This window comes from Kouleothrix sp. (assembly GCF_046328425.1).
Classification (GTDB): domain Bacteria; phylum Chloroflexota; class Chloroflexia; order Chloroflexales; family Roseiflexaceae; genus Kouleothrix.
In genome coordinates this window covers 385086-399909 of the sequence record NZ_JAXLWP010000004.1, presented here as the reverse complement: position 1 = coordinate 399909, position 14824 = coordinate 385086, and the positions used below count along the sequence as shown (strand labels likewise).

Below are 14824 nucleotides of genomic sequence, written 5' to 3'. Positions count from 1 at the left end.
CGGAACACACCAGGCACAACCGTGATAGCAAGCGACACGATCACAACCAGCGGCTACAACCCGACGGCGCTCAAGATCCTGCACACCGCAGCGCAGCTGTTCATGCAGCTAGGCTACCGCGCGGTCTCGATCAACGACATCGTCAAGGCCGCCGAGATCACCAAGCCGACGCTGTACTACTACTTCGCCGACAAAGCCGAGCTGTTTACGCAGATGGGGCTGCAGAAGCTCGAGGCCATGCACGCGGCGATCGACGCCGCGCTGGTGGGCGCGCGCGGCCTCGAGGCCCGGCTGGCGGCGCTGGCCGGGGTGCTGCTGAACGCCAGCGACGGTGATATGCGCCTGATGCGCCACGAGATGGCCGAGCACCTTGGCCCGGCGCACCAGGCGCGGCTTGCCCAGGCGTTTCAGCAGCACCTGTTCATGCCGATCTACCACGAGATGCAGGCCGGCATCGAGCGCGGCGCGCTGGCGCAGCACTCGGCCGCCGAGCTGACAATGCTGTTTCTAGCGCTGATGGAGGCGTTCCACGGCTACGGCGGCCAGATCAGCGGCATGCAGCTGCCGCCGCAGATCGGCCAGTTTCGCCCGCAGGTGTTTACCCCCGCCGCGCTGGTGGGTATGTTTCTGTATGGGGTTGCACGAACAGAGGAGCGAGGAGCAACAGAATGACCACCCTTCCGCAATCGCGCTTCGGCGGCCGGCTCAAGCGGCCGAGCCTGCCGGTGATCATCGCCGCCGTTCTGGTGCTGGCGCTGATCGCGACACTGCTGATCCGTACGTTCGCCGGCCGCGCGGCCGACCCGCTTGCCGGCGGCACGGCCGCCACCGTGGCGCGCGGCCCGCTGGTGGCCAGCATCATCGCCACTGGCAAGCTCGAGCCAAGCCAGACTGCCGCGCTCTCGTTTAACGGCGCCACTGGGCGCGTGGCCGAGGTGCTGGTGGCTGAGGGCGACGCGGTGGCCAAGGACGCAACCCTGGTTCAGCTCGACACCCGCCGCCTCCAGGCCGAGTTCGCCGCCGCCGATGCCGCGCTGGCCCAGGCTCAGGCCGACCTGCAGGGCCTGAAGGATGGCGCGACGCCCGAGGAGCTTGCCGCCGCCAAGGCTCAGGTCGCGGCCGCTCAGGGCCTGCTGCGCCAGACCAACGGCAGCGTCACGCCGGCCGACGTGCGCGCGGCCCAGGCTGCCGTCGACGAGGCCCGCGCGCGCATGGCTACGCTCGAGGGCGCCCCCAGCTCCGACGCGCTGACCCGCGCCCAGGCCGCGCTGGTTGAGGCCCAGGCCAACCTCGATCAGCAGCGCAGCGCGCTGGCTACTGCCAAAGAGCAGGCCAACCGCGCGATCGAGCTGCGCGCCAACGCCCTGCGCGATGCCCAGGCCACCTACGCCCAGGCGCAGCGCGACCGCCAGCGCGCGCTCGACGACGACCGCGACCCGCGCACCAATGCGCCGCTGACCGACTCGGCCAAAGAGGCGTATATCAACGCCGCCGCCGCCGCCGAGCGCGCCATGAGCGACGCCGACGCCGCGCTGGTGCTGGCCCGCGCCGACTACGAGGCCGCCAAGCAGGGCGAGATCGCCGGCCTTGCCGACGCGAATGCCAAGCTCGCGCGCGCCCAGACCGACCTGAACACGCTGCTGAACCCGAATGCCCAGGACGTGGCCGCCGCGCGCGCGCAGCTCGAGCAGGCTCAGGCCAACTTTGCGCGCCTCAGCGGCGCCCAGCGCCAGGGCGCCGTCGAGGCCCAGCAGGGCAACGTGGCCGCCGCGCAGGCCAAGCTCGACCAGCTGCTCGCCGACCCGAAGGCCAGCGATCTGGCCCGCGCCCAAGCGCGCGTGGCCCAGGCCCAGGCCCAGCTCGACCTGGCGAAGATCAAGCTCGACGACGCCACCCTGCGCGCGCCATTCGCCGGCACTGTCGCGGCGGTGAACGTCACGGCGGGCGAAGACGTGGGCCAGCAGGCGCCCGTGACGCTGCTCGACACCAGCCGCTACCAGGTGAAAGTCACCGTCGACGAAGTCGACGTGGCGCGCGTCGCGGTGGGCCAGCAGGTCGAGGTGCTGCTCGACGCGCTGGGCGCGCCCGCGCTCAGCGGCACTGTCAAGCGCATCTCGCCGCAGTCCGAGGCCGGCAAGAGCGTCACTTCCTACGAGGTGGTCGTCGAGATCGACGCCGGCGCGCGCCCGGTGAAGCCAGGCATGACCGCCAGCGCCAGCATTATTAGCGCCCGGCGCGACGGCGCGCTGCACATCCCGGCCGCGGCCGTGCGCGAGGAGAACGGCGCCAGCGTGGTGACGCTGATCAGCGCCGACAAAGACGGCAAGCAGCAGCTCAGCACCCAGCCGGTGCAGGTGGGCCTGCGCGCCGGCGACCAAGTCGAGATCCTCGGCGGCCTGAACGAGGGCCAGCAGGTGCTCGTCAAGTAACACGACCGCGTGTCAGGTAGCATAGCAAACGCGGTGGCCCGCGTTCTGAGCTAATTCTGCATCCGGCAGAAAGGGGAGACCATGAGCATCAACTACGTAACCGAGGCCGAGGTCGCCGAATATGTGACCGAGCCGGTGGTGCGGATCGAAAATGTGACCAAAGATTTCACCACCGGCGGCTCCAGCTTCCGCGCGCTCGACGACGTGTCGGTCGAGATCCACCGCGGCGAGATGGTGGCGATCATGGGGCCGTCGGGCAGCGGCAAGAGCACACTGATGACGATCATCGGCCTGCTCGACAGCCCGACCAGCGGCAACTACTGGCTCGACGGCCAGGACGTAAGCGGCCTCAGCCGCTTCGAGCAGGCGCGCGTGCGCAACGCGAAGATCGGCTTTGTGTTCCAGAGCTTCAACCTGCTGCCGCGGCTCTCGGCGCTGAAGAATGTCGAGCTGCCGATGGTGTACGGCCGCGTCGACGCGCGCGAGCGCGAGCAGCGCGCCCGCGAGGCGCTCGTCGCCGTGGGCCTGGGCGACAAGCTCAGCAACCGCCCGAACGAGCTTTCGGGCGGCCAGAAGCAGCGCGTGGCGGTGGCGCGCGCGCTCGTGGGCATGCCCAGCATGATCCTGGCCGACGAGCCGACCGGCGCGCTCGACACGCGCACTGGCGCCGAGATCATGAGCCTGTTCCGCACGCTCAACCGCGAGCAGGGTTTGACGATCGTGATCGTGACGCACGACCCCGAGATTGGCCGGCATATGGATCGGGTGATCGGCCTGCGCGACGGGCGCGTCAGCCCGAACATCCTGCAGGAGTACTACAACGTTCAGCCACTCCAGGTGCCGGTGCTGGGCTAATTCTTTTTGCCTGCGGCGGCATAGTACCAGTTGTGTGCGATTTTCCACACAGAGCGCGGAAAATCGCACACAATAAAAACGTAAAGTACCGCTCCGCCGGAGGCTAAACCAGCCAGCTCCGTCGGCAATATATTGAGATGAAAGAACGAAGATGCTCAAAGAGCAATTCCTCATGGCGCTCGACAGCCTGCGCGCCAATAAGTTCCGCTCGCTGCTGACGATGCTCGGCATCATTATTGGCGCCAGCACGCTGGTGGCGGTGCTCTCGCTCGGCAACGCCGTGCAGGGCCAGGTGTTCGAGCAGTTCATCGACTTGGGCACCCGCCGCGTGGCTGTGCTGCCCGGCGACCCCAAAGCCAAGGGCGCGCGCGACGTGCCGGGCTACGGCTTGATCTCGATCGCCGACTACCGCACGCTCGAGAGCCTGGTGGCTCAGCATCCCGAGATCTTCCGCAATATTGTGCCCGAGATCGCCCTGCCGCGCGAGGTGCGCGCCGGCACCGTGGCCGTGCAGGCGACGGTGGTAGGCACCAGCGCCGACTACAAAGCGGTGCAGACGACTCCGGTGGCGTATGGCCGCTTTCTGACTGAGGCCGACGAGCGCGAGCGCGCGCGTGTTGGCGTGCTTGGCTACCTCACTGCGAAAGACCTGTTCGGCGAAGACCCGGCCGCGCGCCAGGCGGCGATCGGCAAGTCGATCGAGATCGACGGCCAGTCGCTGACGATCGTCGGCATCCTTAAGGAGAACGGCGGCCCGTTCTCGACCGACCAGCGCGTGTTTGCCCCGGTGAGCACCGTGCGCCTGCGGCTGATTGGCGACCTCGACCTGCCCGGCCGCGGCACGCAGATGACCAGCATCCTGCTGGGGCTGAACAGCGAGAAAGATGTCGACCGCGCCGAGGCGCTGATCACCAGCAGCCTGCGCGGCGCGCGCGGCGTGCCCGCCGACGCGATCGACGATTTCCGCCTGAACCTGCCGACCCAGGCGCTGGGTGTGCTGCGCGGCATCAATGGCGCAATCACCGGGTTCATCGCGCTGGTGGCCGGCATCAGCCTGGTGGTGGGCGGCATCGGCATTATGAACATCATGCTGGTGGCGGTGACCGAGCGCACCCGCGAGATCGGCGTGCGCAAGGCGCTCGGCGCTACCGACGGCGACGTGCTGGGCCAGTTCGTGCTCGAGGCCGTGGCGATCAGCCTGGTGGGCGGCACGATCGGCGTGAGCCTGGCGATCGGCCTGGTGCTGCTGGTCGGCGTGGTGGCCGGCTTTGCCGCGCCGATCTCGTGGCTGGCGGTGGCGCTGGCGCTGGTCTTCGCCTCGGCGATAGGCATTGGCTTCGGCTTCTACCCGGCCCGCCGCGCCGCGCTGCTGCCGCCGATCGAGGCGCTGCGCTACGAGTAATCCCACATCCGGCTGATCACGTGCTGTATCGTGGGGCTCGGGGGCGGCTTCGCCACTCCCGAGCTTTCTTTGTCTGATGCCCTGCCCGGCTTCGCCAGGCAGGGCATCATACCAATTGGTGGGGTTTGCGGGCGGCTTCACCGCCCACAATTTCTTTTCTTGGCGGCGCCCGGCTTGCCGGGCGCCGCACAAGAAAACACAAGTAACCAAACGGAGTTGGTATTATAGCCTACAGGCGCCTCGCTGCGCGTGGTATAGTACCGCGCACAAGCAGAGGAGCAGCGACATGCAGCCATTTCAGATGCGCCGCCTGGGCGTGATCATGCGCGGCGACCCGCACAACCCCGACGAGGTGCTGGGCGTGCTCAACCCGGCTGCCGCGCGCGACCCCGGCGGCCGGCTGTTTTTGTTTCCGCGCGTCGTCGCCGCCGGCAACTACTCGCGCGTCGGCCTGGCCGAGGTGCTGTTCGACGCGGCCGGCGAGCCGGTTGCGGTTCAGCGGCGCGGCTATGTGCTCGAGCCGACCGAGCCATACGAGCAGAATGCGCGCACCGCCGGCTGCGAAGATGCGCGCGTCGGCTATGTGGCGCCGCTCGGCCGCTACATCATGGCCTACACCGCCTATGGCCCGCTCGGGCCGCGCATCGCCCTGGCCGAGTCGCGCGATCTGCTGAGCTGGCAGCGCATCGGCCCGCTGAAGTTCGCGTTCGACCCGCGCCTGCGCGTCGATTTCGACCTGTACGACAACAAAGACGCCTTCTTATTCCCCGAGCCGGTGCGCGACCCGCACGGCCGCCCGGCGCTGGCGCTGATCCACCGCCCCGCCCACACCCAGGGCGGCGTGCGCGTGCTGCCGGCCGGCGTGGCCGAGCCGCGCGCCAGCATCTGGATCTCGTACTGCGATGTCGACGCGGCCCAGCGCGACAGCGGCGCGCTGCTGCGCTGGCGCGATCACCAGCTGCTGGCGGCGCCGCAGCACGAGTGGGAAAGCACCAAGATCGGCGGGGGCGCGCCGCCGCTGCGCACGCCGCTCGGCTGGCTGATGATCTACCACGGCGTGGCCGGCCCGATCGTCGAGAATGTCGACCACCAGCCGTTCGTGCACTACAGCGCCGGCGCCATGCTGCTCGACGCCGACGACCCGCGGCGGGTGCTGTACCGCTCGGCCGCGCCCACGCTCGCCCCCGAGGCCGCCGAGGAGCGCGAGGGCGTGGTGCCGAATGTCGTATTCCCCACCGGCCTCGATCCGCGGCCGGGCGGGCGCGTCGACGTGTACTACGGCATGGCCGACGCGGCGATCGGCGTTGCGCGCCTGGACATTCCGGCCGCACTGGCGGGCGCCGGCGCCTAGAACCAAGCGGCCGGCGGCTCGGCCGAAAGACCGATAGACACGCCTATGTGAGTGCGGTATTCTCTACGGCAGTCGCGCGACATAGCTTCGGTGCGCCTCGGCAGGCCCCCTCGGGCCGCCCAGGCGCCTTTCGGCGTTCACAATCGGGAGGAAACATGCGGCTGTACTACGAGATCGCGCTGCGCTCGTTTCGCCGCGCCACGGTGTACCGAAGCTCGTACGTGGCGGGCATTCTCACGAACGCCTTCTTCGGCGTGCTGCGCTCGTTTATGTACATCGGCCTGTATGGCGCGGGCGGCGCGGTGGCCGGCTTCAGCCTGCGCGACGCGATCAGCTACACCTGGGTGACGCAGGCGCTGATCTCGATCGGCGCCGGCTGGGTGTTCTCGCGCGAGCTAATGCAATCCATCCGCACCGGCGACGTCGTGACCGACCTGTCGCGGCCGTGGAATTTCTACGGCTACTGGCTCAGCCAGTCGCTCGGCGAGCGCTGCTTCAACCTGCTGGTGCGCGGCGCGCTCACCTACCTGATCGGCGTGCTGTATTTCGGCGCGGCAGTGCCCGGCGCGGCGCAGTGGCTCGGGTTCGCGGCGGCGATCGCGCTGGCGCTGGTGCTGTCGTTCGCGTTTAGCTTCATCGTGAACATGAGCGCCTTCTGGCTGCTCGACACCAGCGGCGTGACCATGGTCGCCAATATTATGCTCAGCTTCTTCTCGGGCTTTCTGCTGCCGCTGGCGTTCTTTCCGGCGCCGCTGGCGGCGCTGGCGCGCGCGCTGCCGTTCCAGGCGATCACGGCAGTGCCGGCGCAGATCTTTCTCGGCCAGGTCAGCGGCGCCGCGCTCGGCCAGGCGCTGCTGCTCCAGCTCGGCTGGGCGGCGGCGCTGGTGCTGCTGGGCCTGCTGATGCTGCGCGCGGCCATGCGCAAGGTGGTGGTGCAGGGCGGGTAGCGGCCACAAAAGCAAGAAAGCACCATGCCGCCGCGGCAAAATACGCCTATTACGACTTACGCAGTTGGCGCGCTCAGCCTTCGGCAGAGCGCTACCTCATTCCGTAGAGCTGTGCGGTTTTTCCGCGCTGTGCGCGGGAAATGGACACACGATGATCAAAAAGTACCTCTATACGTGGGCGACCGTTGCTTGTGTAGCTTCTTAGGAGGAGCGCATGCTCTCGCTCTACTTCCGGCTGATCGGCGCGCGCATCCGCGCCCAGATGCAGTACCGCGTGTCGTTCTGGATGGAGCTGATCGGCTTTGGGCTGGTGACCGGGCTGGAGTTCGTGGCGGTGGCGATCCTGTTCGCGCGCTTCCGGGCGATCGCCGGCTGGTCGCTGGCCGAGGTGGCGCTGCTGTACGGCCTGGCCTCGGCGGCGCTGGGCATCGCCGAGATGGCCTGCCGCGGCTTCGACTCGCCGTTCGAGCGCATGATGCAGCAGGGCGCGTTCGACACGATCATGATCCGCCCGATCGGCAGCTTCTTCGGCGTGCTCGCCTCGGAGTTCCAGCTGATGCGGCTGGGGCGCGTGACGCAGGGGCTGGTGGTGCTGGGCTACGCCCTGGCGCGCCTGCCGATCGGCTGGACGCCCGGCAAGCTGCTGCTGCTGCCGCTGACGCTGCTGTCCGGCGCGGCGATCTACTGCGGCCTGGCGGTGATGGGCGCGACGGTGTGCTTCTGGACGATCAAAACCCCCGAGGTGATCAATATTTTCACCGTCGGCGGGGCCGAGGCTTCGAGCTACCCGCTGAGCATCTACAGCGGCCTGGTGCGCGGCGTGTTCCTGTTTGTCGTGCCGATCGCCTTCGCCAACTACCCGGCCGCGCTGTACCTGCTCGGCCGCGCCGACCCGTTTGGCCTGCCGGGGTGGGCGGCCTGGCTGGCGCCGCTGGCGGCCGCGCTGTTCTGCGCGCTGGCCGTCGCCTTCTGGCGCGTGGGTGTGTCGAAGTACCAGGGCGCGGGGAGCTGACGAAGGCGCAGAGCCGAGAACTGAGAATGGACGGTGTGCAGCGCGGCTCTCAGTTCTTCGGCTCGATCTTCGAGTATAGTAGCCAATACAACTTTGTGTTGTACCTCTTCCCTTGACAAATCCCCTGTTACAAATATACTTCCACGTAGACTATTTTCACTTCCATGCTGCATTCAACCCGCCTGCCTATGTCAAGGTGCCGGTTTTAGTTCGAGGCGCTCATGGAAGCGTTTACTTACCAGTTCACTGCGCTACGCGGCATCCAGGCTGGCCGCGAGTTCTATGTAGTAATGTGCCCGCTTAAGCTGATCCCAAAGATCTTTTTGTTCGACGAAGAAGAGATCCCGCCCGAGCTGCGCGCCCAGCGCACGCTCAATCGCGCGCGCGTGCCCGAGATTGCGCGCTACCTGCTCGACAACCCGACCGAGTATGTCTTTTCGTCGATCACGGCTTCGATCGACGGCGAGGTGTCGTTTGAGCCGCGCGCCAGCAAAGGCCAGGAACGCAATGTCGGCAGTTTAGTGGTGCCGATGACCGCGCGCTTTCTGATTAACGACGGCCAGCACCGGCGCGCGGCGATCGAAGAGGCGCTGAAGGAAAATCCGCAGCTTGGCGATGAAACAGTCTCGGTGGTGTTTTTTATCGACGCCGGGCTTGGCCGCAGCCAGCAGCTGTTCGCCGACTTAAATACCCACGCGGTGCGCCCAAGCAAATCGCTTGGCATCCTTTACGATAAACGCGACCCGTTCTCACGCCTGGCGTTGAGCCTGGCCGAAAGCGTGCCTGTATTTCGCGGCCTGACCGAGATGGAGAAGACGACGATCTCGAATCGCAGCCCAAAGCTGTTTACGCTCAGCGCGATCTATCAGGCCACTCAGGAACTGCTGCATAAACACCGTAACGACTCAGTGACCAGGGCCGATCTGCCGATCGCGCGCGATTTCTGGACAACGCTGAGCGAGACGATCCCCGAGTGGCGCCAGGTGATCAAGCGCGAGGTCAGCGCGGTGATTTTGCGGAATCAGTATGTCCACGCGCATGGCGTAGTGCTGCATGCATTTGGCATCGCCGGCCGCACGCTGCTGGCAACCTACCCTGATGATTGGAAGAAACGCCTCGCGCCGCTGGCCGAGGTCAATTGGTTGCGAACAAACACCACGCAATGGGAAGGGCGCTCGATGGAGCATGGCAAAATGAGTAAGGCGCTAATCAACGTGAACCTGACTGCGAATCTGATCAAACAGATCATTGATCTGCCGCTTTCGGCCGACGAGGCGGCATTGGAAAAACGGGTAGCCAAACAAGCATAGCGTGGGGGCTAGCATGACAACCAGACATGGCCTGCCGAGTGAGAGCCATTCGGTGTTCGATACAAAAACAATCGATGATATCTACGCCGAGATCCGCGAGGTGTATGCATCAAGCAAGATGCCGTGGGTGATCGGCTATAGCGGCGGCAAGGATTCGACGGCGACGCTGCAGCTGGTATGGTATGCGCTGGCGAGCTTACCGGTTGAGCAGCGCCACAAGCCGGTGTATGTGATCGCCTCAGACACGCTGGTCGAGACACCGGTGATTGTGGATTATCTGAACGCTACGCTGAGCCAGATCAACCAGGCCGCCAAGGCCGCACAGATGCCGGTCGAGGCGCAGAAGGTGGTGCCGCAAACGACCGATACCTTTTGGGTGAACCTGATCGGCCGTGGCTACCCCGCGCCGAACCAGCGCTTCCGCTGGTGTACCGAGCGCATGAAGATCAACCCGGCCAATCGCTTCATCCTCGACCGCGCGGCCGAGTTTGGCGAAGTGGTGATGGTGCTGGGCGGGCGCAAAAGCGAAAGCGCCAGCCGCGCGCAGGTGCTGAACAGCCACCACGGCAAGGTCACCGGCAGCCGGCTGCGCCGCCACCATATCCTGACCCGCGCGTATGTCTACACGCCGGTTGAAGATTTTACAACCGACGATGTTTGGACGTACCTGCTTGGCGTGGCCTCGCCCTGGGGCAGCAACAACCGCGACCTGGCCGCGCTGTACCGCAGCGCGCAGTCGGGCGAGTGCCCGCTGGTGGTCGATGATACCACGCCCTCGTGCGGCAACAGCCGCTTTGGCTGCTGGACATGCACTGTGGTGACGCGCGATAAGTCGATGGAGGCGATGATCGACAATGGCGAAGAGTGGATGCTGCCGCTGCTGGAGTTCCGCGACTGGCTGGCCGATACCCAAGATCCTGCCAAGAAGCATCTTTTCCGCGAGCATAAGCGCCGCACCGGCCAGGTGTCGGTGAAAGACGGCAAGCTGATCCGCGGGCCGTACAAGCTTGAGTTTTGTAAAGAGATACTGCGGCGCTTGCTCGACACCCAGAACCAGGTGCGCGCTGAAGGGCCGGATGCCAATCAGGAACTGATCAGCGCGGCCGAGCTGCACGAGATCCGCCGGATCTGGCGCACCGAGCGCCAGGATTGGGACGACGCAGTGCCGCAGATCTACGCCGAGATGACCGGGCGCACGCTTGATTGGCTGCAAGACGATATTGGCGCGTTTTCGGCCCAGGAATATCGGGTACTCGACGAGATTTGCCAGGAACAGCAGATCCCAACTGATCTCGTGGCGCGCTTGCTTGAGCAGGAGCGCCAGCTACAAGGTATGCACCGCCGCGCCGGGATCTTTCAGCGCATCGACGACGTACTTGGCGAAGAATGGCGCGACGAAACGACTATTCGCGAGGCGTACAATATTCCACTGTTAGCTGCGGTAGAAGAAGCAGGGTCATGATTTTCACTCGGCTCACGATTACAAACCTTGGTGTGTATCGCGGCCGGCACGAGTTCGAGCTGCGCCCGCAGCAGCGCGACGGCGAAACGCGCCCAATCGTGCTGTTTGGCGGCAAGAACGGCGCCGGCAAGACGACTATTCTCGATGCTATTCGGCTGTGCCTGTACGGCCGCAGCACGCTGGGCATGCGCGTGCGCCGCGCCGATTATGAGACATACATCCGCCAGCGATTTCACCGCGATGCCCAGCAGCTGCCGGTGCAATCGGCCAGCGTGGGGATGCTGTTTGAGCATGTGCATGCTGGCGTGCTCAGCACCTATGATGCGGTGCGCTCATGGCGGCTGGATGGTACAGCCGTGCACGAGCATATCTCGATCTACAAGGACGGTCAGCCATTCCAGGAGATTGCGCCTGAATATTGGAACGACTTTTTACGCGACCTGATTCCACCCGGCCTGGCCGACCTGTTTTTCTTCGACGGCGAGCAGATCCAGGCGCTGGCCGACGAGGAGCGCGAGGCCGAGACCCTGGCGGCGGCGGTACGTGGGCTGCTGAATATCGACTTGATCGAGCGGCTGCGCTCTGACATCAGCGTGTATCTACGCCAGCAGGAGAAGCAGGATCGTTCGCGCCTCCAGCAGTCCGCCGACGAGGCCGAAGCAGCGCATCGCGATGCCGAGCAGCGTGTGAATGATCGCCGGCAGGATCTGGCCCAGCTTCAAGCCAAGCTCGATCGTGTCGCGATGCAGATCGACAAGGCCCGCCAGGCGCTATTACGTGAAGGTGCGGGGTTTATCCACCAGCGCGATGCGATCGAGCAGCGTCAGCAACAAGTCGCGCGCGAGTTGGATCAGACCCGCGAGGCCATCCGCGAGCTGGCGACTGGCCTGTTGCCGTTTTCGGTGGCGCCGCAGTGGGCGCGCCGGCTACGCGAACGACTGATGTATGAAGCTGGCATCGAACAGGCCAATCTTGTGTTCGATTCGCAACAAATGCAGGCTGCTCAGGTTGCGCTGAAGTTACTCCAACCAGAATTTCAAACCAGCACCGCACCGCAGGTGCTGCCGCAGGATTGGGCGCAGATCGCCGGCGCAATCCAAGGGTTGCTCCAACCCACGCCACCAACCGATCCAGCCGAGATTCGACATCAGCTCGCTGCACAGGACCGCGAAAAATTGCTTGGCTGGATTGCGAGCGCGAGCCAGCAGGTGCCTGAACAACTGCATCAATTGAGCCAGCGCTTGGAGCAGCTTGAAACCGAACAGCACCAACTCCAGCAATCCCTCAAGCAAGTGCCGACCGACGATGTTGCATTGCCGCTGCTCGACGAGTTCAACCATCACGCAGAAGATAAAGGCCGGCTGGAGGAACAATATCGACGAGTAGCCGATGAATTCAATCAGCTTGAATATCAGCTGGCCGGGCTTGCACGCGAGCGCGCTGCGGCCTGGCAGCGCTTGGCCACGATCGGTGATGCCGACGCGCGCGTCGACCGCGCCGCCAAGGTGCAGGTTATTCTGCAGCAGTACCTGGTACAGATCACCGAGATCAAAATCCAAGAGCTGGAACAGGCGATCGCGCAGTTCTTTAACCTGCTATGCCGCAAGCGCACGCTGGTGCGCGAGGTCAAGATTAATATGCAGAGCCTGACCGTATCGCTGTACAGTCTGAATCGTGTGCCGCTACCCAAATCGGATCTATCAGCCGGCGAGAAACAACTATATGCCACGGCGCTGCTGTGGGCGCTGCGCTCGGTTTCCGGCCGCGCGCTGCCGATTATTATCGATACGCCAATGGGGCGGCTGGATAGCGACCACCGCGATGCAATGCTCACAACCTTCTTTCCACACGCCGCACACCAGGTGCTACTGCTTTCGACCGACACCGAAATCGACCCGGCCGCCTTTCGGCAGCTTGAGCACGCAGTCTCGCATACGTTCCGGCTGGAGTTCGACCAGGACACCGGCAGCACGCACGTCGAGCGCGGCTATTTCGCGCCGCAGGCACAGGAGGCGCTGGCATGAAACTGACCCGCCTGCGCGTGTGCAACGAGGTCGATCAGCGGCTGATGCATCTCAAAGCGCGCACCGGCCTGACGCCGAACTTACTCTGCCGGATCGGCTTTTGTTTGTCGCTGAACGACCCGACCGTACCCGACCCAGGCGCCTACCCGCCCGATAGCGACCGTGAGCTGAACCGATATACGCTGACCGGCGAGTGGGATATGTTCTTTGTGGCGCTGATCCGCGAGCGCTGCGCCTTCGACGGGCTGGATCTTGAAACGGCGCTCGAAGAGCAGTTCCGCGCGCATGTCAATCGTGGGGTGCTGATGCTGTATAACCGCGTGAAGCATCTGGGCGACCTGGCCCGGCTGGTGCAGGAGCAGCTGCCGGCGGCGAGTGTGGGAGCAACATAATGACCGAACCGCGCCCGATCATCTACCTCGACCATAACGCGACCACGCCGGTCGACCCGCGCGTGCTTGCCGCGATGCTGCCGTACTTCAGCGAGGTGTATGGCAACGCCGCGAGCATCGACCACGAGGCCGGCCACGTGGCCAACCAGGCAGTCGAGCGCGCGCGCGAGCAGTGCGCCAGGGCGATCGGTGCGCGGCCCGAGGAGATTGTGTTCACCAGTGGCGCGACTGAGTCGGACAATATTGCGCTGTTTGGCGTGGCCGAGCGCTATGCCGCCAAGGGCGACCATATCATCACCTGTGTGACCGAACACAAAGCTGTGCTCGATTGCTGCCAGCGGCTGGAGCAGCTGGGCAAGCGCGTGACCTACCTGCCGGTCGATCAGTATGGCCTGGTTGACCTCGAAGCAGTGCGCAAGGCGATCACGCCGCGCACGGTGCTGATCTCGATTATGTTCGCAAACAACGAGATCGGCACGATTGCGCCGGTGAAGGAGATTGCAGCGATCGCGCACGAGCATAGCGTGCTGTTCCATACCGACGCGGCCCAGGCGGTGGGCCACGTGCCGGTGGAGGTCGAGGCCATGCAGATCGACCTGCTTTCGTTTTCGGCGCACAAGCTGTATGGGCCAAAGGGGATTGGCGGGCTGTATGTGCGGCGGCGCGGCCCGCGCGTCAAAGTCGCGCCGGTGATCTATGGCGGCGGCCACGAGCGCGGCATGCGCTCGGGCACGCTGAATGTGCCGGGGATTGTTGGCATGGGCATGGCGCTGGAGCTGGCAACCAAAGAGATGGCGGCCGAGGCCAGGCGCTACCGGGCCTGGACCAGCCAGATCTACGAGCGGCTACAAGCCGAGCTAGGCACACAGAACGTCGCGCTGAACGGCCACCCAAGCCAGCGCCTGCCACACAACCTGAACGTATCGCTCGCAGGCATCGAGAGCAAATCGCTGGTGGTGCAGCTCAAGGGCATCGCAATCTCAACCGGCTCGGCCTGCACCTCGGCCACCGTCGAGCCTTCGCATGTCATCCTGGCGCTGGGCTATGGCGAACAACGCGCACATAGCGCGATTCGGCTTGGAGTTGGCCGAGGGAACACTCATGTGGAGATCGACACGGCGTGCGCGACGATTGTCGCAGGGGTACGGCGAATACAAAAGCTAAGTGCGACTCAACCTGCGATTGGATGATGTGGTAACGTCGACGCCATGGCGACGCAAGGCGAGCGCTACATCAGGATCGACATTTTCATCGAGATGCAGGCGGATGCGATCAGCCATGATTCAATGCCCGAAGTTTGGCGCGCAATCGGGACGGAGTGTTGTTGCGAAAGGTCTCAGCGAAGCCGTGATCAGCGCTCATACTTTGATCGAGCTCTGCTTGATGATCGTAATAGTACGCCATCGCCGCATAGACCGCCGCCAACGGCAGATCATATTTACCAGCGATCTCTTCCAGCGATTGACCAAGCCGCAGGTACATCAACACAATATCAGCCACGGTAATGCGTGTCTCTGCGATGCGAGGCCGGCCACCTCGGATGCCCGGCGTTATCTTAATATATCGATCGAGGGCGATCGTCATTACTTTCTCCTGGAGATGAAATATGGTCGCAATACTGTACTGAATGCATGGTTAGT

At 64.8% G+C, this 14824-nt stretch carries 13 protein-coding genes; 12 read left to right on the top strand and 1 reads right to left on the bottom strand.

Features of this window, described 5'->3' with window-relative positions; all coding sequences use genetic code 11:
- Positions 1 to 21: 21 nt before the first annotated feature.
- From U0177_RS04485 to U0177_RS04430, 12 genes are all read left to right on the top strand, one after another.
- On the top strand, positions 22 to 672 hold the full coding sequence (locus U0177_RS04485; protein ID WP_409569395.1) for a TetR/AcrR family transcriptional regulator: 651 nt from the start codon (positions 22 to 24) through the stop codon (positions 670 to 672).
- A complete protein-coding gene (locus U0177_RS04480) occupies positions 669 to 2429 on the top strand; it encodes an efflux RND transporter periplasmic adaptor subunit (protein WP_409569394.1) in 1761 nt (586 codons plus the stop codon). Before U0177_RS04485 ends, U0177_RS04480 begins: the two co-directional genes overlap by 4 nt.
- Positions 2430 to 2510: 81 nt before the next feature.
- The gene (locus U0177_RS04475; RefSeq protein ID WP_409569393.1) at positions 2511 to 3284 is read left to right on the top strand and encodes an ABC transporter ATP-binding protein; all 774 of its coding nucleotides are present in this window, start codon (positions 2511 to 2513) and stop codon (positions 3282 to 3284) included.
- 151 nt (positions 3285 to 3435) lie between these two features.
- Positions 3436 to 4686: an ABC transporter permease gene (locus U0177_RS04470; protein ID WP_409569392.1), complete on the top strand. Its 1251-nt coding sequence runs from the start codon at positions 3436 to 3438 to the stop codon at positions 4684 to 4686.
- A gap of 286 nt (positions 4687 to 4972) precedes the next feature.
- A complete protein-coding gene (locus U0177_RS04465; protein ID WP_409569391.1) occupies positions 4973 to 6037 on the top strand; it encodes a glycosidase in 1065 nt (354 codons plus the stop codon).
- A 155-nt stretch (positions 6038 to 6192) separates the two neighbouring features.
- Positions 6193 to 6984 (top strand): ABC transporter permease, encoded by a 792-nt coding sequence (locus tag U0177_RS04460; RefSeq protein WP_409569390.1) that lies wholly within the window; start codon positions 6193 to 6195, stop codon positions 6982 to 6984.
- A 214-nt stretch (positions 6985 to 7198) separates the two neighbouring features.
- Positions 7199 to 7996 (top strand): ABC transporter permease, encoded by a 798-nt coding sequence (locus U0177_RS04455; protein WP_409569389.1) that lies wholly within the window; start codon positions 7199 to 7201, stop codon positions 7994 to 7996.
- 221 nt (positions 7997 to 8217) lie between these two features.
- The gene (gene dndB, locus U0177_RS04450; RefSeq protein WP_409569388.1) at positions 8218 to 9306 is read left to right on the top strand and encodes a DNA sulfur modification protein DndB; all 1089 of its coding nucleotides are present in this window, start codon (positions 8218 to 8220) and stop codon (positions 9304 to 9306) included.
- A 13-nt stretch (positions 9307 to 9319) separates the two neighbouring features.
- A complete protein-coding gene (gene dndC, locus U0177_RS04445) occupies positions 9320 to 10768 on the top strand; it encodes a DNA phosphorothioation system sulfurtransferase DndC (protein WP_409569387.1) in 1449 nt (482 codons plus the stop codon).
- The gene (dndD, locus tag U0177_RS04440; protein WP_409569386.1) at positions 10765 to 12792 is read left to right on the top strand and encodes a DNA sulfur modification protein DndD; all 2028 of its coding nucleotides are present in this window, start codon (positions 10765 to 10767) and stop codon (positions 12790 to 12792) included. Before dndC ends, dndD begins: the two co-directional genes overlap by 4 nt.
- Positions 12789 to 13184, top strand: coding sequence for a DNA sulfur modification protein DndE (gene dndE / locus U0177_RS04435; protein ID WP_409569385.1), 396 nt, complete (start codon positions 12789 to 12791; stop codon positions 13182 to 13184). The genes dndD and dndE overlap by 4 nt, the downstream gene beginning before the upstream one ends.
- Positions 13184 to 14374, top strand: coding sequence for a cysteine desulfurase family protein (locus U0177_RS04430; protein WP_409569384.1), 1191 nt, complete (start codon positions 13184 to 13186; stop codon positions 14372 to 14374). The genes dndE and U0177_RS04430 overlap by 1 nt, the downstream gene beginning before the upstream one ends.
- Before the next feature lie 82 nt (positions 14375 to 14456).
- Here U0177_RS04430 and U0177_RS04425 read toward each other — a convergent pair whose 3' ends face one another.
- Positions 14457 to 14768: a DUF433 domain-containing protein gene (locus U0177_RS04425; protein WP_409569383.1), complete on the bottom strand. Its 312-nt coding sequence runs from the start codon at positions 14766 to 14768 to the stop codon at positions 14457 to 14459.
- Positions 14769 to 14824: the final 56 nt, after the last annotated feature.

What these genes read in the sequence shown, in the direction of transcription:
- dndD (WP_409569386.1), top strand. Translation starts at nt 10,765, where the DNA reads ATGATTTTCACTCGGCTCACGATTACAAACCTTGGTGTGTATCGCGGC.
- U0177_RS04465 (WP_409569391.1), top strand. Translation starts at nt 4,973, where the DNA reads ATGCAGCCATTTCAGATGCGCCGCCTGGGCGTGATCATGCGCGGCGAC.
- U0177_RS04480 (WP_409569394.1), top strand. Translation starts at nt 669, where the DNA reads ATGACCACCCTTCCGCAATCGCGCTTCGGCGGCCGGCTCAAGCGGCCG.
- U0177_RS04425 (WP_409569383.1), bottom strand. Translation starts at nt 14,768, where the DNA reads ATGACGATCGCCCTCGATCGATATATTAAGATAACGCCGGGCATCCGA.
- U0177_RS04455 (WP_409569389.1), top strand. Translation starts at nt 7,199, where the DNA reads ATGCTCTCGCTCTACTTCCGGCTGATCGGCGCGCGCATCCGCGCCCAG.
- dndB (WP_409569388.1), top strand. Translation starts at nt 8,218, where the DNA reads ATGGAAGCGTTTACTTACCAGTTCACTGCGCTACGCGGCATCCAGGCT.
- U0177_RS04470 (WP_409569392.1), top strand. Translation starts at nt 3,436, where the DNA reads ATGCTCAAAGAGCAATTCCTCATGGCGCTCGACAGCCTGCGCGCCAAT.
- U0177_RS04430 (WP_409569384.1), top strand. Translation starts at nt 13,184, where the DNA reads ATGACCGAACCGCGCCCGATCATCTACCTCGACCATAACGCGACCACG.
- U0177_RS04460 (WP_409569390.1), top strand. Translation starts at nt 6,193, where the DNA reads ATGCGGCTGTACTACGAGATCGCGCTGCGCTCGTTTCGCCGCGCCACG.
- U0177_RS04475 (WP_409569393.1), top strand. Translation starts at nt 2,511, where the DNA reads ATGAGCATCAACTACGTAACCGAGGCCGAGGTCGCCGAATATGTGACC.
- dndC (WP_409569387.1), top strand. Translation starts at nt 9,320, where the DNA reads ATGACAACCAGACATGGCCTGCCGAGTGAGAGCCATTCGGTGTTCGAT.
- dndE (WP_409569385.1), top strand. Translation starts at nt 12,789, where the DNA reads ATGAAACTGACCCGCCTGCGCGTGTGCAACGAGGTCGATCAGCGGCTG.